General features: G+C 58.2%; 17 protein-coding genes. 9 read left to right on the top strand and 8 right to left on the bottom strand.

Translation table 11 applies throughout. The features are described from left to right. Window positions 1–24 precede the first annotated feature (24 nt). Both glpQ and glpT read right to left on the bottom strand, forming a co-directional pair. Window positions 25–1104 (bottom strand): glycerophosphodiester phosphodiesterase, encoded by a 1080-nt coding sequence (gene glpQ, locus NYE85_RS05760; protein WP_259003655.1) that lies wholly within the window; start codon window positions 1102–1104, stop codon window positions 25–27. Window positions 1105–1340: 236 nt separating this feature from the next. After that, window positions 1341–2693: a glycerol-3-phosphate transporter gene (gene glpT / locus NYE85_RS05765; protein WP_259003657.1), complete on the bottom strand. Its 1353-nt coding sequence runs from the start codon at window positions 2691–2693 to the stop codon at window positions 1341–1343. A 357-nt stretch (window positions 2694–3050) separates the two neighbouring features. Between glpT and glpA the strand changes: the two genes are divergently transcribed. The 3 genes from glpA to glpC are packed head-to-tail and all read left to right on the top strand — an operon-like array spanning window position 3051 to window position 7157. Next, a complete protein-coding gene (gene glpA, locus NYE85_RS05770; protein WP_259003659.1) occupies window positions 3051–4700 on the top strand; it encodes an anaerobic glycerol-3-phosphate dehydrogenase subunit A in 1650 nt (549 codons plus the stop codon). Beyond that, the gene (gene glpB, locus NYE85_RS05775) at window positions 4690–5961 is read left to right on the top strand and encodes a glycerol-3-phosphate dehydrogenase subunit GlpB (protein WP_259003660.1); all 1272 of its coding nucleotides are present in this window, start codon (window positions 4690–4692) and stop codon (window positions 5959–5961) included. Before glpA ends, glpB begins: the two co-directional genes overlap by 11 nt. Further along, complete coding sequence (glpC, locus tag NYE85_RS05780) at window positions 5958–7157, top strand: anaerobic glycerol-3-phosphate dehydrogenase subunit GlpC (protein WP_259003661.1); 1200 nt, start codon at window positions 5958–5960, stop codon at window positions 7155–7157. Before glpB ends, glpC begins: the two co-directional genes overlap by 4 nt. Window positions 7158–7238: 81 nt before the next feature. Here the strand turns inward: glpC and NYE85_RS05785 are convergent, their stop codons facing one another. The 3 genes from NYE85_RS05785 to NYE85_RS05795 all read right to left on the bottom strand — a co-directional run bounded on the left by NYE85_RS05785 (window position 7239) and on the right by NYE85_RS05795 (window position 9032). Continuing rightward, the gene (locus NYE85_RS05785; RefSeq protein WP_259003662.1) at window positions 7239–7802 is read right to left on the bottom strand and encodes a DcrB family lipoprotein; all 564 of its coding nucleotides are present in this window, start codon (window positions 7800–7802) and stop codon (window positions 7239–7241) included. Between the two features lie 81 nt (window positions 7803–7883). Then, entirely contained in the window at window positions 7884–8318 is a 435-nt protein-coding gene (locus NYE85_RS05790) for a GNAT family N-acetyltransferase (RefSeq protein ID WP_259003663.1), read from the bottom strand. A gap of 48 nt (window positions 8319–8366) precedes the next feature. Continuing rightward, window positions 8367–9032, bottom strand: a complete 666-nt coding sequence (locus NYE85_RS05795; RefSeq protein WP_259003665.1) for a 7-cyano-7-deazaguanine/7-aminomethyl-7-deazaguanine transporter — start codon at window positions 9030–9032, stop codon at window positions 8367–8369. 283 nt (window positions 9033–9315) lie between these two features. Between NYE85_RS05795 and tusA the strand changes: the two genes are divergently transcribed. After that, the gene (gene tusA / locus NYE85_RS05800; protein WP_259003666.1) at window positions 9316–9561 is read left to right on the top strand and encodes a sulfurtransferase TusA; all 246 of its coding nucleotides are present in this window, start codon (window positions 9316–9318) and stop codon (window positions 9559–9561) included. 123 nt (window positions 9562–9684) lie between these two features. Here the strand turns inward: tusA and NYE85_RS05805 are convergent, their stop codons facing one another. Further along, on the bottom strand, window positions 9685–12003 hold the full coding sequence (locus tag NYE85_RS05805; protein ID WP_259003667.1) for a zinc/cadmium/mercury/lead-transporting ATPase: 2319 nt from the start codon (window positions 12001–12003) through the stop codon (window positions 9685–9687). 763 nt (window positions 12004–12766) lie between these two features. Here NYE85_RS05805 and NYE85_RS05810 point away from each other — a divergent pair. After that, window positions 12767–14218: a serralysin family metalloprotease gene (locus NYE85_RS05810; RefSeq protein ID WP_259003668.1), complete on the top strand. Its 1452-nt coding sequence runs from the start codon at window positions 12767–12769 to the stop codon at window positions 14216–14218. A 123-nt stretch (window positions 14219–14341) separates the two neighbouring features. Further along, a complete protein-coding gene (locus NYE85_RS05815) occupies window positions 14342–14656 on the top strand; it encodes a protease inhibitor Inh/omp19 family protein (RefSeq protein ID WP_259003669.1) in 315 nt (104 codons plus the stop codon). 33 nt (window positions 14657–14689) lie between these two features. On the opposite strand, the gene NYE85_RS05820 is transcribed toward NYE85_RS05815, so the two are convergent. Both NYE85_RS05820 and NYE85_RS05825 read right to left on the bottom strand, forming a co-directional pair. Then, window positions 14690–15316 (bottom strand): lysoplasmalogenase, encoded by a 627-nt coding sequence (locus tag NYE85_RS05820; RefSeq protein WP_259003670.1) that lies wholly within the window; start codon window positions 15314–15316, stop codon window positions 14690–14692. 366 nt (window positions 15317–15682) lie between these two features. After that, window positions 15683–16075, bottom strand: coding sequence for a DUF1090 domain-containing protein (locus tag NYE85_RS05825; RefSeq protein WP_259003671.1), 393 nt, complete (start codon window positions 16073–16075; stop codon window positions 15683–15685). A 696-nt stretch (window positions 16076–16771) separates the two neighbouring features. On the opposite strand from NYE85_RS05825, the gene NYE85_RS05830 reads away from it, so the two are divergent. The 3 genes from NYE85_RS05830 (at window position 16772) to NYE85_RS05840 (ending at window position 20777) form a co-directional block, all read left to right on the top strand. Continuing rightward, window positions 16772–17326: a fimbrial protein gene (locus NYE85_RS05830; RefSeq protein WP_259003672.1), complete on the top strand. Its 555-nt coding sequence runs from the start codon at window positions 16772–16774 to the stop codon at window positions 17324–17326. Window positions 17327–17431: 105 nt separating this feature from the next. Then, window positions 17432–18109 (top strand): molecular chaperone, encoded by a 678-nt coding sequence (locus NYE85_RS05835; RefSeq protein ID WP_259003673.1) that lies wholly within the window; start codon window positions 17432–17434, stop codon window positions 18107–18109. Between the two features lie 103 nt (window positions 18110–18212). Continuing rightward, entirely contained in the window at window positions 18213–20777 is a 2565-nt protein-coding gene (locus NYE85_RS05840) for a fimbria/pilus outer membrane usher protein (protein ID WP_259003675.1), read from the top strand. The last annotated feature ends 2 nt before the right edge of the window (window positions 20778–20779 follow it).

Consider the following 20779-nt stretch of genomic DNA (forward strand, 5'->3'; position numbering starts at 1 on the left):
CGGGGCGCCAAAGCGCCCCGTTTTTTATTGGTGCTGCCCCTGTTTTTGCAGGAACTGCACGCCCTTGTCCGGGAAGTCGGTGAAGACGCCGTCGACGCCGGCCTGGTTGTAGATCACCTGGTATAACTGATTTACGTCGGTGACGTATTTCGGCAGCGCGTCGGCGCGAATGGTAAACGGATGCACTGCCATCTTGCTGGCGTGCGCCTCCTTCACCATATCGGTCAGCACGATGTGGCCAGGCTTGGAAAGATCGGCGTTCACCAGCATGTGATAATCTGGCCCGATGCCATCGGCGTACTGGGCTATCTGCTTCATCGCGCCCGGCTTGAACATCCGGTCATAATCGTAGTTGACCCAGCTGCCGTCGGCCTTCTGCTCGTAAGTCTCGTTCCAGTCGGTGTAGGCAATCAGCTGGACCAGCTTCAAATCCATCCCCATCTTCGGTTCCAGCTGGTTCTTGATGCGCTTCAGCTCGTTGGCGTCGAAGCATTGCAGATACACATTGTCATTCTTGCCGGTGTAACCGTATTGCTTCAATACCGCCAGCACCTTGCTGGAAATGTCCTTGCCTTCCTGACGGTGGAACCACGGCGCCTTGATTTCCGGGTAAATGCCGATGTTCTTGCCGGTGGAGTGGTTCAGTCCCTGCACGAATTCAATTTCTTCCTGGAAGGTATGCACGCGGAAGTCCGACTTGCCCATCGGGAAACGGCCCGGGTAGCTCTGCACCTGCTTGCCGTCCTTGATGTCAAAGCCTTCGCTGAACTTCAGCGACTTGATTTCCGCCAGCGTAAAGTCGATGGCGTAGTAACGGCCGTCTTTACGTGCGCGATCCGGGAAGCGTTGCGCTACGTCGGTTACCCGATCGAGATAGTGGTCGTGCAACACCACCAGCTGGTCATCCTTGGTCATGACCAGATCCTGCTCGAGGAAATCGGCGCCCTGGGCGTAGGCCATGGCTTTCGCCGGCAGGCTGTGCTCCGGCAGATAGCCGCTGGCGCCCCGGTGGGCGATCACCACCTTGTCGGCCGCCTGGGCGATGCCGCCGATCGACGTCGCTAACATGATCCCTGTCAGCAGGGCTTTGACATGAGTCCGCATAATCTTCTCCATGAGTGGGCAGGGTAGTAAAAAGGCCGCAGAGCGGCCTTTAGGTTGCTGACAAAGCAGGAAAAAGCGTGGTTTTCCCTGCTTTGTGGTGATCGGCCGGAAATCAATAAATTGATTTCCCTGGTTTTTTATTTATTGACCTCTACTCCTTCATTGCAGGAGTGAGGTTTGTCATCAGTCTGAAGGCCGCAGAGCGGCCTTGGTATAATGCGTTATTTCTGTGACGGTTAACCGCGTTTGGCTGCAATGGCCGCGTGGTGTTTTCTCTCGCTGATCATGGTCAGCAGCAGCAGCAATACCGCACCGATGCTGCCACCGATCATCACCATAAAGCCGCCATCCCAACCGAAGAAGTCAACGGTATAGCCGACGATGGCGCTGGCCGCGACCGAGCCGCCCAGATAACCGAACAGCCCGGTGAAGCCTGCGGCGGTGCCGGCGGCTTTCTTCGGCGCCAGCTCCAGCGCGTGCAGGCCGATCAGCATCACCGGGCCGTAGATCAGGAAGCCGATGGTGATCATGCACGCCATATCGATGCCTGGGTTACCGACCGGATTGAGCCAGTAAATGATGGTGGCGATGGTCACCAGCGTCATAAAGAACACGCCGGTAGCGCCGCGGTTGCCCTTGAACACCTTGTCCGACATCCAGCCGCACAGCAGCGTGCCCGGAATACCGGCGTATTCATACAGGAAGTAGGCCCAAGACGATTTATCCAGCGCGAAGTGCTTCACTTCCTTCAGGTAGGTCGGTGACCAGTCCAGAATGCCATAACGCAGCAGGTACACGAACACGTTGGCGACGGCGATGTACCACAACAGCTTGTTCGGCAAAATATACTGCATGAAGATTTGCTTGGCGGTCAGCTCTTCTTCCGCTTTTTCCGAATAGTCGTCCGGGTAGTCGTTTTTGTACTCTTCGATCGGCGGCAGCCCGCAGGACTGTGGCGTATCACGCATCAGCGCAAAGGCGATCAAGGCCACCAGAATTGCGCCGAACGCCGGCATGTACAGCGCTGCATGCCAGTCGTTGAACCAGGCCATGCCCAGCAGGAACAGCAGCGGCGGCAAGCCCCCGCCGACGTTATGGGCGCAGTTCCACACCGAAACGATGCCGCCGCGTTCTTTTTGCGACCACCAGTGCACCATGGTACGGCCACACGGCGGCCACCCCATGCCCTGGAACCAGCCGCAGAGGAACAGCAGCACGAACATCACGGCAATGCTTGAGGTAGCCCAGGGCACGAAGCCCATGAACAGCATCACGGCAGCGGCCAGAATCAGGCCGGCCGGCAGGAACACCCGTGGGTTTGAACGGTCGGAAACCGAGCCCATGATGAACTTGGAAAAACCATAGGCAATGGAAATACCGGACAGCGCGAAGCCCAGATCGCCACGGCTGAAACCCTGATCGATCAGATAAGGCATCGCCAGGGTAAAGTTTTTACGCACCAGATAGTAAGCGGCGTAGCCGAAGAAGATCCCCAGAAAAATTTGCCAGCGCAATTTACGGTAGAGCGGATCCACCTTATCGAGCGGCACACGGGAAATGTGTGCAGCTGGCTTGAAAATACTCAACATGAGCGCCTCCGATGGCTTTATCGTTTATTGCATCCCGGGCACAAAAGATGGCGGGATGATTGAGCGGATATCAATGTGTCGTTTTTTGTTCCATAACGAACGTCATGCTAGTCAAAACCCCTGGATGGCTCTGTGATGCATGGCGCAATTGTTACACTTTTATGAAACTGCGGCGGATTTTGAGCGATTCGTTAACGTTATGAAATAGAAAAACCCAAAAAAGTCGTGATGATGATCACAATCATGGTTTTTTATGGACTTTTTTCTTTCGTTTTGGGTTCGTTATTGTTCCTTATCAAACAAAACCCGTACTGACTGTGGCCCAATAGCCCCAAACGGCAATCTGGGGAAGGGCGAATGAGCAACTGTTCAGCGGCAAGCGAAACGGATGTGATTATTATCGGCGGCGGCGCTACCGGCGCAGGGATCGCTCGCGACTGCGCGCGCCGCGGCCTGCGTTGCCTATTGCTGGAGCGCCATGATATTGCCACCGGCGCGACCGGGCGCAATCACGGGCTGCTGCATAGCGGGGCGCGCTATGCGGTCACCGACGGCGAGTCGGCGCGTGAGTGCATCGAGGAAAACCGCATTCTCAAACGTATCGCCCACCACTGTATTGAACGCAGCGACGGCCTGTTCATTACCTTGCCGCAGGATTCGCTGAGCTATCAGCAGACGTTTGTCGCCGCCTGCCAACGCGCCGGGATAAACGCCGAGGCCATTGACCCTGGTGAAGCTCTGCGCCTGGAGCCGGCTGCCAATCCGGCGCTGATCGGCGCGGTGAAGGTGCCGGATGGCACCGTTGACCCGTTCCGCCTGACCGCCGCCAATATGCTGGACGCGCGCGAGCATGGCGCACAGATCCTGACCTATCATCAGGCGATCGGCTTACTGCGTATGGGCGATCGCGTTAACGGCGTGCGCGTTTACGACCATAAAAATCGCCGGCAGTATGAAATTCGCGCCGAGGTGGTGGTCAACGCCGCTGGCATCTGGGGCCAGCAAATTGCCGAGTACGCCGATCTGCGCGTGCGCATGTTTCCGGCCAAGGGCGCCTTGCTGATTCTTGGCCATCGCATCAACAACATGGTGATCAACCGCTGCCGCAAGCCGGCAGACGCCGACATCCTGGTGCCGGGCGATACCATTTCGCTGATTGGCACCACCTCGACCCACATTGATTACGATCGGATCGACAACATGGCGGTGACGCCACAGGAAGTGGACATCCTGCTGCGTGAAGGAGCCTTGCTGGCGCCGACGCTGGCGCAAACCCGGATTTTACGCGCCTACGCCGGCGTGCGACCGCTGGTGGCCAGCGACGACGATCCCTCGGGCCGTAACGTCAGTCGCGGTATCGTACTGCTGGACCATGCCGCCCGCGACGGGCTGGAGGGTTTTATTACCATTACTGGCGGCAAGCTGATGACCTACCGGCTGATGGCGGAGTGGGCCACCGACGCGGTGTGCACAAAACTGGGCGTTACCCGCCCCTGTACCACCGCACAGGAGGCGCTGCCCGGCTCGCGCCAGTCGGCAGAGGAAACCGCACGCCGCGTGGTGGCGCTGCCGGCGAGTATTCGCGGTTCGGCTGTCTATCGGCACGGCGATCGCGCCAGCCAGGTACCGGCCGGTGACCGGCTGGCCAACAGTCTGGTGTGCGAATGCGAAGCGGTGACCGCCGGCGAGGTGCGTTATGCGGTCGATTCGCTGACGGTGAACAATCTGGTCGATCTGCGCCGCCGTACTCGCGTCGGCATGGGCACCTGTCAGGGCGAACTGTGCGCCTGCCGTGCCGCCGGGTTACTAACGCGCTTCAACGTCACCACGCCGCAGCAATCGCTCACGCAGTTATCACATTTCCTCAATGAACGTTGGAAAGGAGTGCAACCCATCGCCTGGGGTGACGCGCTGCGTGAAGGTGAGTTCACCGGTTGGGTCTATCAGGGATTATGCGGGCTGGATGCACGCGGCGACGTTGAGCAGGAGGCGGACGATGCAATTTGATGTGGTAGTGATCGGCGGTGGCCTGGCCGGCTTAAGCTGTGCCGTTGGCCTGGCCGAAAGCGGCAGGCGCTGCGTGGTGGTCAGCTCGGGTCAGAGCGCGCTGTATTTTTCCTCTGGTTCGCTGGATCTGTTGGCACAACTGCCGGACGGCACGGCGGTGGCGGAACCGCTGGAAGCGCTGCCGGCGCTGGCGCAGCAGGCGCCGCAACATCCTTACAGCCTGATGGGGGCGGCACGGGTCTGCGCGCTGGCGGGGGAGGCTGAGCGCTTGCTGCAACGCTGTGGTCTGCCGTTGTATGGTGACAGCCGGCGCAATCATCTGCGCATTACGCCACTCGGCATGCGCCGCGCCACCTGGCTCAGCCCGCAGGCGGTACCGACTACGCCGTTGGATGGCGATTTGCCCTGGCATAGCATCGCGGCGATCGGCATCGAGGGCTTTCTCGATTTCCAGCCGCAAATGGTTGCCAGTTCGTTGTCGCAGTCGTTGGGCGTGCATGCCACGGTAGCTCATCTGCATCTGCCCGCGTTGGACCGGCTACGCAATAATCCCAGCGAATTTCGTGCGGTGAATATTGCCCGGTTGCTCGACTTGCCTCAGCACGGAGAGGCGCTGGCAGAGGAAGTTCAACGCCTGGCCGGCGACGCGCAGGCCGTTTTCCTGCCGGCCTGCCTTGGACTGGAAAGCGATCGCCCGTTGGCGGTGCTGCAACAGACGCTGGGTAAACCGGTATGCCTGTTGCCGACCTTGCCGCCATCGGTGCTCGGTATGCGTTTGCATCATGCACTACGGCAGCGTTTTCAACAGCTTGGCGGTATGGTGATGCCGGGAGATCGGGTATTACGGGCAGAAATCGCTGGCGGGCGGGTCACCGGCCTGATGACCCGCAACCACGGCGATATCCCGCTGCGGGCGCGGCAGGTGGTGCTGGCCAGCGGCAGCTTTTTCAGCAATGGGCTGGTGGCCGATCGTGAGCGGATATATGAGCCGGTGTTCGGGCTGGACGTGTTTAGCAAAGCAGATCGCGCCGAGTGGACCCGGCGCGATCTGTTCGCGCCTCAGCCCTATCTGCAATTTGGCGTCCGCACGGACGATCGGCTGCGTGCCTTGCGTCAGGGCCAGGCGCTGGAAAACCTGTACGCGATTGGCGCGGTGGCCGGCGGCTACGATCCGCTGCAACAAGGTTGTGGTGCCGGCGTATCGATGCTCGGCGGGTTATATGTCGCGCAACAGATTGTGGCGCAGGGAGAATCGGCATGAGCCTGTTAAAAGACAACAGTTTCGAAAATTGTATCAAATGCACCGTCTGCACCACCTACTGCCCGGTAGCCAAGGTCAATCCATTGTATCCCGGGCCAAAACAGGCCGGGCCGGACGGCGAACGTCTGCGGCTGAAGGACTCGGCGCTGTATGACGAGGCGCTGAAATACTGCACCAATTGCAAGCGCTGCGAAGTGGCTTGCCCGTCGGAGGTCAAGATCGGCGACATCATCCAGCGTGCACGCGCCAACCTGAGCCAAAGCAGGCCAACGCTGCGCGATGCCATTCTCAGCCATACCGACATCATGGGCTCGCTGTCGACGCCGTTTGCGCCGCTGGTCAACGCCACCACCGGCCTGAAGCCGGTACGCAAACTGTTGGACAAGGCGCTGAAAATCGATCATCGCCGCACGTTGCCGAAGTATTCTTTCGGCACCTTCCGCCGTTGGTATCGCTCGCAGGTGCAGCAGCAGGCGCGGTATGGCGAGCAAGTGGCATTCTTCCACGGCTGTTTCGTCAACTATAATCACCCGCAGCTGGGCAAGGATCTGATCGCGGTATTCAACGCGATGGATATCGGCGTTCAGTTGCTAAAACGCGAGAAGTGTTGCGGCGTGCCGCTGATCGCCAATGGTTTTATCCAGCAGGCGAAAAGGCAGGCCAACGTCAATGCCGACGCGCTGCGCCTTGCGGTTCTGGAACAGGGCATGCCGGTGGTGGCAACCTCGTCGAGCTGCACCTTCACGCTGCGCGACGAATACCCTCATTTGCTCGAGGTCGATACCTCCGCGGTGCGGGATCGGGTGGAGCTGGCGACGCGCTACCTTTATCGCCTGCTCAGCCAGGGGCGCACGCTGCCGCTGAAGCATACACCGCTGCGGGTGGCTTACCACACTCCGTGCCACATGGAAAAAATGGGCTGGACCGCCTATACGCTAGAGCTGCTGCGGCAGATCCCCGGGCTGGAACTGATGGTATTGGAGTCGCAGTGTTGCGGTATTGCCGGCACCTATGGCTTTAAATCGGAAAACTATGATACCTCGCAGGGCATTGGCGCCGCGCTGTTTCGCCAGATTGAACAAAGCGGGGTAGATTTGGTGGTAACCGATTGTGAAACCTGCAAATGGCAGATTGAAATGTCGACCGGCAAACGTTGTGAACACCCTATCACCCTGTTGGCCCAGGCGCTGGCGTGAGTGGCGCGGCGGGAACGGGGCCGGCGTACCGACCCCGGGTTTACGGCGTGAGTTTCAGCGTGCCGGTGAGGCCAGCTGCACTTATGGCTTCAGTTTCAGCGTGCTGATGATGCTTTCCGCTTCGGTTTGCGCCTGCTGTTGGTTATCCGCCGGCAGCGTCACCTGAATGGTCAGCAACTGGTTGTCCAGCGTACCGATCAGGATCGAGGAGTAGGCCTTTTCGCCGCCGCTGGCAATGATGCTGTCCAGCTGGCGCAACGGTACACCGTCAATTTCAATCGCCTTGTTGGTAACGACCTGCAGGTTGGCATCGCGCGAACGCTGCTTTTCTTCCAGGCGTTGTGCCAGGGTTTCCAGCGTGTCGGCGGTTTTATCACCCAGAATGACAATCAGCGCACGCTGGCCGGTGGTGTCGGCGTAAACGTGCATATTATTGGCCTGATTGCCCAGCTTGCCGCTCTGATCGGACATGCCGGTGGGCAGGGTAAAGGTCAGTTTACCGTCCAGTAGATTTACCTGTTGTCCGGCTGCGGCGCTGGCGGCGGCATCGCCGGCTGGCGCTGAGGTGTCTTTGGTATCGCCGTCGCAGGCCGCAAGGCCGAGGACCAACAGGCCGATTCCCATCAATGTTGCTACTTTACGCATTGGGCTTCCTTCTTCCTTTACAGGTATGGTGTCTCTGTCCGATCGCAACGTATTCCGCCGTGAAATGCAAGCTGGAAGTTGTCAGCGGGTTTTCTCCAGTAATAGCCGATAATCAGCGACTTCGCCTTTCTTTTCCAGTTCAACAATCCGATAACCGTTATCAATCAGCAGCATCAGCATGCCGCGAAACTGATTGCGGGTTTTTACCGTCAGCCGCCGATAGCCCTGCGCCCACGCCCAATGCTGTTGTTCCGCCAGCAGGGCCTGTGCGACGCCGTGGCGGCGAAAGGCCGGCAGTACGCCGCCCAGCCAGCTGTACAGGGTGTCCGGCTGCGTTTGATAGCCCAACTTGAAACCGGCTGGTTGGCCGTCGAGTTCGGCAATCAGCGGGCAGCATGGCGCATCGGCGATACGCTGCCGTAAATCGTGCAGCGTATGGCGGCTGCCGAATTCGGGGATGCGCTGATACAGCGGGCAAATCTCTTCCAGCGTGGTGTGACGGATGATGAGGGTCATGGTGGCCTCGGTGTGGTCGTGGGCCACCATGATAACCGAATCGGCAGGTTAACTCAGTTGCAGCGAACCGTCAGGGTTGCGGTTCGCCAGACGTTTGAGCAGCATGTTAAGCAATACGCCGTACATCGGCAGGAAGAATATCAGGCAGATCAGCACCTTGAAGCTGTAGTCCACCAGTGCGATTTCTACCCAGTTGGCGGCCATAAAGGCGTCGCTGCTTTTGTAGAAGGCAATAAAGAAGAACGATAGCGTATCGCTGATATTGCCGAGGAACATCGCGGCGGCGGGAGCCACCCACCAGGCGCTGCGCTGGCGCAGGCGGTTGAAGACGTGAACATCGAGGATCTGGCCAAGCACGTAGGCCATAAAGCTGGCCACGGCGATGCGCGCCACAAACAGGTTAAACTGGCCCAGTGCGGCAAAGCCCTGCCATTCCCCCTGATAGGTGACGGTTGATATCACATAGGAGATAAACAGCGCCGGCACCATCACCGCAAGAATGATCCTGCGAGCCAGAGGCGCGCCGAAAATGCGCACGGTAAGATCGGTCGCCAGGAAGATAAACGGGAAGGTAAACGCCCCCCAGGTGGTATGGAAGCCGAAAACGGTAATTGGCAACTGCACCAGGTAGTTACTGGAGGTGATGATGACAATATGGAACAACGATAGCCATACCAGCGCGTTCAGGCGCTGTTGAGCGGTAAATGCGTACATAACTGACCTTTTTGAATAATGGGGTGAGGGAACCCATACTCGCCATAGCCGAAGCGGGCTTGCCGCGCTTGCAATCTACGTTGAGTATATGACCAGAAAATAGTGGCGCGATAAATTTTCCGCGCGGCGGCATGATACGCGTTTGCGCAACCAATGCAATGAAATAAACGGTTAAAATACACGCAAACGTTAACGTCCCTTGCACAGAAAAAACACCGGCGTAAACTATAGCGCTATAAGATCTGGCGAGCGTTCGCCGATCGTATTGATCGAGACAAACTGCATGACTGATATTTTTTCCGAGGCGGACCAAACCCTCGACGCGCTTGGCCTGCGCTGCCCGGAGCCGGTGATGATGGTGCGCAAGACCGTTCGTCATATGGACAACGGCGAAACGCTGCTGATTATTGCCGACGATCCGGCCACTACCCGCGATATTCCCGGTTTCTGTCGCTTTATGGAGCATACGCTGGTGGCGCAGGAAACCGATCGCGCACCGTATCGCTATCTGCTGCGCAAAGGTGTCTAAGCTAGCGCAGCGGTGTGGCGCTAAAACGCGGCGCCCCCTTGTCGAATGGCTGGCGTTACCCCGCTAGCCATTTCGCGACGCCAGACCGCCGGTTGCCGGCAGTCTGGCGGGGTTATCAGCGGATCACTGGCGGTTCTTCAATAGCCGCAATGCGTTCAGCGTCACCAGCGCGGTCGCGCCGGAGTCGGCCAGCACGGCCAGCCACAGGCCGGTCAGTCCCAACAGACTGGTAATCAGGAACACGCCTTTCAGCCCTAACGCGATGGTGATGTTCTGCCGGATATTGGCATGGGTCGCGCGTGAAATACGCACCATTTCCGCGATGCCCAGCAGTCGGTTGTGGGTCAGCGCCGCGTCGGCGGTTTCCAGCGCGACGTCGGTGCCACTGCCCATGGCGATACCGATGCTGGCCGCTTTCATCGCCGGCGCATCATTGATGCCGTCGCCAATCATCGCCGTCGGCCGCAACAGGCTCAGTTGATTCACCGCGCTGACCTTGTCTTCCGGCAGCAGTCCGGCGCGATAATCCAATCCCAACTCACCGGCGATAGCCGCTGCGGCGCGTGGGTTGTCGCCGGTAAGCATGACGCCGTTGATACCCAACTCACGGAGCGCCTCAATCGCCTGCCTGGCGTCGCCGCGCAGCGTATCGCGCAATGCCAGCAACCCGAGCGGCACGCCATCTGCCAATACCACCACGGCAGTTTTGCCAGCATTTTCCAACTGTTCGACCCGATTTTGCCATTGCTCGGAAAGCAGGCCGTCGGCGACCTTGGCCGGCGCGCCAATCAGTACGCGTTGTCCGTCGATCTCGCCCTCTACTCCCATGCCGGCCAACGCACGGCGATTGGCGGCTGAGGGCAGCAGGCCGCCGTTGCGCTCGGCATGGCGAACGATCGCCTGTGCCAACGGATGGTGCGAGCCGGCTTCGACCGCCGCGGCCAGCACCAGCAAGCGTTGCCGATCGACATCGCCGATCGGCAGTACGTCGGTTACCGTCGGTTTACCCTCGGTCAAGGTACCGGTTTTATCGAAGGCGATGGTTTGCACCTGGCCCAGCTGTTCCAGCGCTGCGCCGCCTTTGATCAGGGCACCGCGCCGCGTGGCGGCTGCCAGCCCGGAGGTGATCGCCGCCGGCGTCGAAATGACCAGCGCGCACGGGCAGCCAATCAGCAACAGCGTCAAACCACGATAAATCCAGGTTTCCCACGGCTGTGCGAACAGCAGTGGCGGCACCAAAATTACCGCGACCGCCAGCAGCATGATCGCCGGGGTGTAATAACGGCTGAAGCGGTCAAGGAAACGCTCGATGGGAGCGCGACGTTCTTCTGCTTCTTCAATCAGTTGCAGGATCCGATCGATGGCGTTGTTGCCCGGTTCGGAAACCACTTTCATTTGCGCGGCCTGATCGACGGACAGGCTGCCCGCCGCCACTTTCTCGCCCTGCTGGCGTTCGATCGGCACCGACTCGCCGGTCAGTGCGCTTTCATCGAAGCTGGCAAAGGCATTGAGCAGTTCGGCATCGGCTGGCAGGCGGGCGCCGGGGGCGATTTCAATCACATCGCCTGGGCGCAGGCTGGCAACCGGCACCCGTTGCCGCTGTTCCCCGCGGATCAGCAGGGCGTCTTCCGGCACCAGCGCCATCAAGGCGCTAATACCGCGGCGCGCACGGCTGGCTGCGTAGGACTCCAGCAGTTCGCCGACCATAAACAGCAGCAGCACCATCGCCGCTTCGGCCGTGGCGCCGATAAATAGCGCGCCGATGGCTGCAACGCTCATCAGCGTTTCGATGGCGAACGGCGTACCGCTGCGGATCAGACGCAGCGCTTTGCTGGCGATCGGCGCCAGCCCCACCAGCGTGGTGGCAATAAATGCGATGCGGCCAAACTGCGGGTTAATGGCGTTCAGCGCCCAACTGACGACCATCAGTGCGGCCATTAACAGTAAGGGGCCGTATTCAGCCAGCCGCGACGGGGTTACCGCCGCTGCCTTTGCCTGGTCACCGATGCCGAGCAGGGTAAAGCCAGCCTTGCCGACCGCATCTTGCACGCGCTGGCTGATATCGCTCTGCGCGTCGACCACCAGTTTTTCCGTGGCGAACAGCACGCGGGCGCTGTCGACGCCGGGGATGGCGGTGACGGCATTTTCTATTTTTCGCGCACAGCTTGGACAATCCATGCCGTTGACTTTCCAACTAAAACGCTGACTGCCGGAAGGGGGGGCAGCGGCCAGCCTGTCGCTTTCTTCGTCCGGATCTGCGGGATCGCCGCTGCTGCAACAATGCGCGCTTTGGCATGGCTGCTGCGCCGTTTGCTGCGCGCCTACCGTTGCTGGTTGTTCGCTGCTGCAGCCGTGTTGGGCTTTGGCATGATCGTGGCCGCAGCCACAAGCGCTGTCGCTATGACTATGTGAATGTGTGTGCTGTGATTGACGTGTCTGCATAATGCCCCCTTCGGCAGTTAGTGGTGCTCACCTTGCCGACTGTACACCCTGGAGCCAACTCCAGAGTCAAGCAGGGGAATGAGAATAATTCAGCTTGCCGACAAAGCCGGACCGTAGGGCGAGCGTAGCGTAGTGGTGTGGGCCGCCGGGCAAATGTGCCGGGCGCAAATTTGCGCCATCTGCTTTCAGGCTGGCCGCACGGGTAAGCACAGGGATGTGGTTCACCATGCTGCGCCAGCCGTGGGCATTTCCTCCAATAGGCAGCATAGTAATCAACCTTAATAATTCTCACCGCGTCGCCGCATACCCTTACGCGACATTAATTAGTTCATCAGGTTAATAATAAAAGTTTATTAACTTATTCCGTTGGTGTGACAGGCGCTTTTTTACAGAAAAATGCCAGCATGATTCTCTATGGCTGCAATAGGCATTTTTATTGGCTCTTATTGCCAACACGGATAGATTAAACTGCCGAATCTATGCGGTAAGCGTAAATAAGTAGTTTAAATAACCTTCGTTACATAAATAAAAAGTCATTTGTGCTGTGTGGTGTTTTATTGTCCTGCCTATACTTGGAAACGATTACCATTTTGGATGGTGATCTTATTTTCTGATTGTTATGCATTAATTCCGTCTTTACCACTGCCATGACTGGCAGATTAACCCCTTTCTTAGCGGCTTCGGCATGCCTGCTGCGGTCAAAAGGAAGGTTATCTCTATCTGTTTGATCGATAATGGTCAAATAATGAGTGGAATCGAACCCATGCAATCGACAAAAAAGGCAATAGAAATTACTGAATCTAACCTCGCTGCAACCACTACCGGCTACGATGCCGTTAATGATTTGCTGCATTATCATCAGCGAGGCAATGGCATTCAGATTAATGGCAAGGACTCGTTTACTACCGAGCAGGCCGGGCTGTATATCACCCGCTCCAATCAGACCTGGAATGGCAAAGGCGTATTTGATACGCCGGTGAAATTGACTTATGCCTTCCCGGACTACACATTCAATTCGGCCAACGCCGGGGGCGATCGCGGATTGAGCAAGTTCAGCGCTGAGCAGCAGCAGCAGGCGAAGCTGTCGCTCCAGTCCTGGGCTGACGTCGCCAATATTACCTTTACCGAGGTTTCCGGCAGTCAGAAGGCCAATATCACCTTTGGCAACTACAGCCAGGATCGGTACGGCAACACCGACTATGACTCTCAGGCTTATGCCTGGCTGCCGGGGTCGGGCAACGTTTCAGGCCAGAGCTGGTACAACATCAACCAGTCCAACATCCAGCACCCCGCCTCTGAAGACTATGGCCGCCAGACTTTTACCCATGAAATCGGCCACGCGCTGGGGTTGAGCCACCCGGGTGACTATAACGCTGGCGAAGGCAATCCGAGTTACAAGGACGTCAGCTACGCCGAAGATACGCGCATGTTCAGCCTGATGAGCTACTGGAGTGAAACCAACACCGGCGGCGATAACGGCGGACATTATTCTGCGGCTCCGCTGCTTGATGACATTTCTGCCATTCAGCACCTGTATGGTGCCAATATGTCGACACGTACCGGTGATACGGTGTATGGCTTCAATTCCAATACCGGTCGCGACTTCCTCAGCACCGGCAGCAACGCGCAAAAAGTGATTTTTGCCGCCTGGGATGGCGGCGGCAAAGATACCTTCGACTTCTCCGGTTATACTGCCAATCAGCGTATCAACCTGAACGAGAAATCGTTTTCGGACGTCGGTGGGCTGAAAGGCAACGTTTCCATTGCCGCAGGCGTGACGATCGAAAACGCCATTGGCGGTTCCGGCAATGACGTGCTGGTCGGCAACCAGGCTAACAACCTGCTGAAGGGCGGTGCCGGCAACGACGTGCTATTCGGCGGCGGCGGAGCTGATGAGCTGTGGGGCGGGGCAGGCAGTGATATCTTTGTGTTTGCTGCCGCCAGCGATTCCAAACCGGGCGCAACCGACTGGATCCGTGATTTCCAGAAGGGCATCGACAAGATCGATCTGTCGTTCTTCAACCAGGGTGCCGAAGGCGCTGACTTCATTCAGTTCGTCGATCATTTCAGCGGGGCGGCGGGCGAAGCGCTGTTAACCTACGATGCCGCCAGTAACGTCAGCGATCTGGCATTGAACCTCAGTGGTCAGCAGACGCCGGACTTCCTGGTGAAGATTGTCGGGCAGGCGGAGATTGCTACCGACTTTATCGTCTGATTGTCGACGTGTGTTGTGGGCCGGTTCGCCGGCCCTTACGAGTTAACCAGCGAGTCGTCCATGATAAAACGCATTTTCCGCGACGCTATGATGGCGGGCAGCATTTTAATGACAGGGGTGGTTATGGCCAGCAGTCTGGTTCTTCCTTCCGCACAGAGTCTGGCGGGACAATGGCAGTTAGCCAACGGTGAACGGCAATGTCGGCTGGAGTTGCTGGCCGAGGCACAACATGACGCCAACGGCTACCAATTACGCGATCGGCAGCAGTGCCTCAAGGGCATTTTCAATGCCGAAGCCATTGGTTGGCGCGCGGCACCGGACGGTATTGCATTGCTGCGGGCCGATGGCAGTACGTTGGCGTTCTTTTCGCGCGACGGCGCGGTATATCGCCATGCGATCGGTGCCGCCGATGGCCTGACGCTGACGCCGCTGCGCTGAGCGGAGGGTTCGCCGGCGCGAACCCGTGGCGAACTACAGAAACAGCGAGCGTACGATCAGGAAATGGCCGCCAAAGTAGCACAGGGCCACCACGGCGTCGGCAGCGCGGAATTGCAGGCGATAGCGGTTCAGCAGCCATACCACGTTGGCCAGCAGCAGCAGCGAGGTCCCCGCCAGCAGCGAGAAGCCGTAATCGGTACTGCGCAGGAAGTACTGTTCCCCTGCCAGCCACACCATCAGCAACGTCATGGCAACATAGGCGGTGATGGCCCATTTCAGCGCCTCCAGGCGTGTCCATATCGTGGCCAGCAACAGTGCGCCGACGATCAGCAGCGTCAGCGGCAATGGCCAGAACAGGCTGAAGGTCATCTGGCTGGCGAAGCTCAGGGCATACAGCAGGTGCGAAAGGAAAAATGCGCCGATGGCGTACAATACGCGCTCGCGTGGCAGTAGCAACAGGGCGTCGCCGACCAGCGTGGCCAACAACCCGAGCACGATCAGATAACCGGCCGGCCCCAGCACTGGCGCTTGCCAGGCCAGCAGCAGTAATAGCAGCAGGGTAAGCGGTTTGAACACCCAGCGCTGCCAGCGTGGGCCACGGTAAGCGGCATCAACGAACAGCCAACCGGAAAAGAATACCGCAAGGAATGGCCAACTCATATGTCTTCCTTATTCATCACGGACGCCGTAGGTTGCCAGCGTCCAATATTGTCATCGGTGTCACTTCTTCAGTGTAGTCGCATGCCCGCGGTGTAGCCTGGTGGCGGGGCGGCTGCATGAACTGTACTCTATTTTTGCGTCGGTCGAATACCGGCTATTGCGATCCGCGCTGGGCTTATCACGATTGTCTGTGTGCTGTGCATGACACAACGCCAAGAGCAGGGCGGAGGAAACGGATGATGGGTAGGGTAATGGCTAACGGAAGTCGCGGTGGCAAAAAGTGACAACTCCCATCGGGGGAAGAAGGAGAAAGGAATTGTCACCGAGTATTAACGCCAGGAACATCAATAAGGCGTTTGGCGCAGGTTAGTGGCTGAGCGCCTGTTGCGCTTCGGCCAGTTCTTCTTTGGCAGAGGCCAGTTTTTTCTCTTTTTGTTTTATCTTCTTCTGGCTACCGGTTTCGCGTGCGTTCTGCAATTCATGCTCGCGCTCGGCAACCTTGCTTTGCTTTTCGGCAACTTTGGCCTGCCGTTGGCGCAGCAGGCCGTCGTCGGTGCAGTTACGCACGGTTTCGTCCAGCGCCGCCTGTAGGCCAGCAACCTGGTGGACATTGTTATGCGCCTTGGCGTAGCCGATTTGGTATTCGATTTCTGCGCGTTTGGCTGCACAGCCGGTGAGGGCATCGGCCGCCGACGCCACGGAAGAATAAGCGAAAGCGGCGACGAGGGTGAAGAGCCCAGCGGTAACGGTGTGTTTCATAATCAACAGCTCCTTGTTGTGAAAAAGACAGTGTGGTCGCCACTATTTAAACCATTGTTAAATGGTATTAAGAGATTAGATTTAATCAGAGAGAATAATAAACATTATATTTTCCTTGCCGATTATTCCGTTTTTTTCGTGGTGTTATAAACCTGCCTGTCCGCTTGCGGGTTTTTGTGAACACGATTCAATTAATGGCAGAAACCCTCGGTTGTTCTCACGTTGGTAATCTCTGACTTTATAATTTGCACCTTGCCAAAGCGGATTGCCGGTGCTGGACGGATAAGTCGAGCTTATTTTATCTGATTAAGAGTTAAATCACAGCGATAGCGCGCCAGAGCGGGCCGTCGGCCCTGTCGTACGGGAGCCATTCGCTAGGTAAAGTGTATGTTGGTGGCCGAAAACCGAACGCGCCGGGGTAAAATAACCGGATATTTTATAATTAATCATAAAACTTTAAATCTCCTCGCTTAAATTCCCATCTAAATAATTTCATTCATTGTTAATTGAAAATAGTTTATTAGAAAAAATTGCGGTCTGTCTTTACATTGTGCTCCGTCGTACACCCTTCTCGGTTTATAGCGTGGTATTCATCAGGCGCAGCAAGTCGTCGGCGAATTACCCTTAACTCCGTGGCAATTGATTGCCGTAGTAATTACGTATACACGATGTACTCACTAAAAAGGAAAGCAATACATGAAACACAACCTGCTCGTTATGGCGATGGCGGCAACCGCAGCATTGAGTCTATCTTCTGCTTTTGCGGCCGACGGCCAGATCAACTTCAAGGGCGAAATCCTTGATTCAGCCTGTCAGGTCGTCAACAGCGTCAGTTCGCCATTGGACGTCACGTTGGGCAAGGTGGCCAAGACCGCTTTCTCCGGTGCCGGCTCTACGGCATCGCCGACCAAATTTACCCTGCAATTGAGCGGCTGCCCTGCCAGCGTAACCAGCGCGACGGTGAAGTTTGACGGTCCTGCGGCTGACGGAGACAACGGCGTGCTGGCACTGACCCAGGAAAGCGGCGTTGCAACTGGCGTCGGCATTCAGCTGACTGACGCCTCACAGAAAGTACTGCCGCTGTTCGACGAATCTGCCCCTTACAAACTGTCCCCAAGCACCGCTGGCACTACCGGTGGCGCCGATGTCGTTAACGACCTTGCCTTTATTGCGCGCTACGTTGCCACCGCGGCAACCGTAACCGCCGGCCCGGCAAATGCCGTCGCCAACTTCACCGTTAACTACAACTAGGCAAGTTTCCCCTTGCCTGGCGCAGGGGGTTTTGCGTTGTGCGCCGGCGGCATTTGCCGTCGGCCGTTTCCCTAAACCCTAATTTCCTCAGCGGAGCTGTAAGCAATGAATATTTGGCCAAACATGCTGATTGCCGCGTTATTGATGACGGCGAATATGGCGCAGGCCGGCGTGGTCGTCGGTGGTACCCGGCTGGTGTATGACGGCGGCAAGAAGGAGTCTTCACTGAGTGTCAGCAACCCGGACAAGATCCCGTATCTGATGCAGTCCTGGATCGAACCCCAGAGCGGTGGCGCTGAGAAAGCCCCCTTTATTATCACGCCACCGCTGTTCCGGCTGGATGGCGGTCAGGAAAACGTGCTGCGCGTAGTACGCGCCGGCGGCAATCTGCCGGAAGACAGGGAATCCCTGTTCTGGATGAACATCAAGTCCATCCCCTCCTCGCCAAAGGACGAAAGCAAAAACACGCTGCAAATTGCGGTCAAGACCCGTATCAAGCTGATTTTCCGCCCAACGGGATTAAAGGGACAGCCCGAGGAGTTTACCGCGCAGCTGAAGTGGCAGCGTAGCGGCAGCCAGCTGCAGGTAACCAATCCGACACCATTCTATATGAACTTCCAGTCGGTGACGGTGGGTGGCAAAGAGGTGCCCGACGCTACCTACGTCGCTCCGATGAGCAGCGCGCGCTTCACCCTGCCGGCCGGCGTCGGCAGCGGCGTGGTGCAATGGAAGATCATTAATGACTATGGCGGCATCGGCACGGCGCATACCGGCCATCTTTAAGCCTGCCGACAACCGAGCAAGTTAAAAGCGCACTTGTATAGGCGTTGGCATTTCAGGAGGCAGGCGTGACGAAAGACTTGCAGGTAACGGAGCATACGTACGGATGAAAAACACACTCAGTCTCGGCGAGAAATGCAAGCCTATGCCAATCAAGCGCCTGGCCTATTTGATTGCCGCTCAGCTTGCGTTGACGGGGTTGCCGCTGAGCGTGCAGGCACGTGACTATTTTAATCCGGCCTTGTTGCAGCTCGATAACCCGCAGCAGGGCAACGCCGATCTGTCGGTATTCGAAGACGGCGACACGCAGGCGCCAGGCACCTACCGCGTGGATATCTACATTAATAATCAGGCGGTAGAGACCCGTGACGTTGAGTTTACCCTGCAAAACGGCGCCGACGGCAAATCCAGCCTGCAACCCTGCCTGAGCGTCAAGGCGCTGGCCGACATGGGCGTCAAGACCCAACTGTTCCCCGGCCTGGGTGACAGCAACGCCCAATGTGCCGAATTAAGCGCTATCCCGCAGGCTAGCGCCCAGTTCCGGTTCAGCAACCAACAGCTGCTGCTGAGCATTCCGCAGGCCGCGCTGGCGCAATTGGCCCGTGGCTACCTCCCGCCCGCTCAGTGGGATGAGGGGATCCCCGCGTTGTTGCTGAACTACAGCGCCACCGGTGCCAATAACTCTGCGCGTGGCAATGGCGGCAAGAACAGCAGCAGCCAGTACCTTAACCTGCGACCGGGCCTCAACCTTGGCGCTTGGCGGCTGCGTAACTATACCACCTACAGTCGCAGCGGTGACGGGCAGGATAAGTGGAACACGGTATATACCTATGGGCAGCGCGCTATTGCGGCACTCGATAGCCAACTGACGCTGGGCGACAGCAGTTCGCCGTCGGACGTGTTCGACAGCGTGTCGTTCCGTGGCGCCCAACTGGCGACGGATGACGACATGCTACCGGACAGCCTCAAGGGGTATGCGCCGGTGGTGCGCGGTATCGCCCGCAGCAATGCCCAGGTGATAATTCGGCAGAACGGCTATGTGATTTACCAAAGCTACGTCGCGCCGGGCGCGTTTGAAATCACCGACATGTACCCGACCGGCGGCAGCGGCGATCTGTACGTCACTATCAAAGAAGCCGACGGCAGCGAACAGAAAATGGTGGTGCCATTCGCCTCCCTACCGGTATTGCAGCGTGAGGGGCGCTTCAAATACAGCCTGACCGGCGGGCAGTATCGCTCTTATGACCGCAGCGTGGATCAAACGGCCTTTGGCCAGGGGACGGCGATCTATGGTCTGCCGTATGGCATGACCGTTTACGGCGGCGGCCAGTTTGCCGACCATTATCGCTCGCTGGCGCTGGGGCTGGGCCAGAACCTTGGCGACTTCGGCGCGCTGTCGGCCGACGTTACACAGGCCTGGTCGACCCAAAAGGAGCGTTCAGAGGATCAGGGGCAGTCGTGGCGGGTGCGTTATAGCAAAAATATCGTGCAAAGCGGCACCAACTTCGCCATTGCCGGCTATCGCTATTCGACCGCCGGCTACTACAGCCTGCAAGAAGTGCTGGATACCTATCGCGGCGGGGTGAGCGGGCCATCAGTGGAGCGCCGCCGCAACCGCGCCGAGATGACGGTCAACCAGAACCTGTGGCAGGGAGCCGGTTCACTCAGCCTTAACCTGGTGAGTGAGGATTACTGGAACAGCGGTCGCAGGACGCAGTCGCTCGGCACCGGCTATAACAACAGCTGGAACGGGATCAGCTATGGGCTGAACTACAGCTATAACCGCAACTCGCTCGCCGGTAGCGGCGGCGCACGGAGATATGACAAAGACCAGCTGTTTGCCTTTAACGTCAGCGTACCGCTGGATCGCTGGCTGAGTAACACCTATGCCAGTTACAGCCTGAACACCGGCAAACAGGGGGGCACCACCCATAGCCTCGGCATCAACGGCACGGCGCTGGCCGATAACAACCTGAGCTGGAGCGCACAGCAGGGCTTCGGTAACCGGGGGGTTGGCAACAGTGGCAATCTGAATGCCGATTATCGTGGCACCTATGCGGAAGTCATCGCCGGCTATGGCTATGACCACAGCAGTCGCCGCCTGAACTACGGGCTGCAAGGCGGCATCATTGCACACGCTAACGGCGTCACCTTTGGCCAGCCGCTGGGGGAAACCGTCGCGCTGGTGCAGGCGCCCGGAGCCGCCGGCGTCGGCGTCAGCAACCAGACCGGGGTAAACACCGACTGGCGCGGCTACGCCATCGTGCCGTACGTCAGCCCATACCGCAAGAATAGCATTGGGCTGAACACCGAAACGCTGCCGGACGACGTGGATCTGGCGCAAACCAACCAGACGGTGGTCCCCACGCGCGGCGCGGTGGCGCGCGCCAGCTATAGCGCCAGCGTCGGGCAGCGGGCGTTGATGACATTACTGCGCCAGGGGGGCGTGCCGGTACCGTTCGGCGCCACGGTTACCGATCTGGCAGCCGCCAGCGCACAGGGCTTTATCGTTGGTGACGGCGGGCAGGTCTACCTGACCGGGCTAAACGGCAGCGGCACGCTACAGGTGCAATGGGGTAAAGGTGCGAGTGAGCAATGTCGGGTGAGTTACAGCCTGCCGAAGACGCAGCCGCAAAGCGGCGTGATGATGGTTAATGGTTATTGTAAATAAGG

Origin of the sequence: Serratia sp. AKBS12 (assembly GCF_024793895.1) — a bacterium.
Classification (GTDB): Bacteria; Pseudomonadota; Gammaproteobacteria; order Enterobacterales; family Enterobacteriaceae; genus Serratia_F.